1 protein-coding gene is annotated in these 1086 nt (G+C 44.2%); it reads left to right on the forward strand.

Annotated elements, in window-relative coordinates; genetic code table 11:
- The coding region (locus R7P35_RS25935) for a HAMP domain-containing sensor histidine kinase (RefSeq protein ID WP_318093333.1) at positions 1-1086 on the forward strand (1086 nt) is incomplete at both ends.

A 1086-nucleotide genomic window follows, 5' to 3' on the forward strand; every position in this document is an offset into this window, starting at 1 on the left:
TTAGCGTTAGAAGAAGAGTTTAAGCGCTCAATCGACGATGCCGTGCATCAGTTGAGCACATTACTCAACATACCCAATGACAAGCTTCAACTCGTAACCAGTAACTACACCGAAACCTTCTACGAAGATTATTTACACAGCAATGATTCGGTTTTGGTGCTCGACGAACTTTCTGAAAGACTCGACGAAAAACCGTCTTCAAAAGGTTCAATCAAAGCTCTGTATGAACGCATGAGATCGAGTAACACGGCACTTGTTATGCCACTGTTTGGCCGTGAAAAGTCGGTTTCACATTTGCTGATTTCTTCACACAAAAGCGATAACAAACTGTTTTCGAACGAAGAGATTTCAGCACTACAAACATTGTTGATCCGCGTACAAAATACGATTGAGTCTGATAGAAAGATTCGTCAAAGCCGCGCGTTGGCCAACTCGATCGCCCATGAAATGCGCAACCCATTGGCGCAAGTTCAGCTTCAATTTGAAGCGCTGAAACAGCACATTGATAGCAATGCATCCGATGACAAGATCAGAAGCGATATAGAAAAAGGCCAAGCAGCAATTCAGCGTGGACGCCAACTCATCGACATCATCTTGCGCGAAGTCAGCGATACTTCTGCTGTGCATGAGCCCCTTTCGCTCACCTCGATTCATAAAGCGGTGGATCTTGCGGTGAGTCGATACGGTTTTGAAAACGAACACATCATCGAAAGGGTGAAACTTCCGACTCAAAACGACTTTGTCGCCAAAATCAACGAGACGCTGTTCAACTTTGTCATTTTCAATTTGATTCGCAATGCGATTTACTATTTTGATTCCTATCCCGATAGTCAAATTGAAATCAGAACCCTCATCGGCCCTTATGAAAACACGCTTGTTTTCCGCGATACAGGGCCTGGGATTGATGACAGCATCGTACACAAAATCTTTGATGACTTTTTCTCATTCCAGAAAAGCGGCGGTAGCGGGCTTGGCTTGGGTTACTGTCAGCGTGTGATGCGTTCTTTTGGTGGTCGAATTGAGTGTAAATCGGTAACTAATGAATTTACCGAGTTTTATTTGCATTTTCCGGTTGTGCCAAATGCC

It is taken from the genome of Vibrio sp. Vb0304, from assembly GCF_033338995.1.
GTDB classification, from domain to species: domain Bacteria; phylum Pseudomonadota; class Gammaproteobacteria; order Enterobacterales; family Vibrionaceae; genus Vibrio; species Vibrio alginolyticus.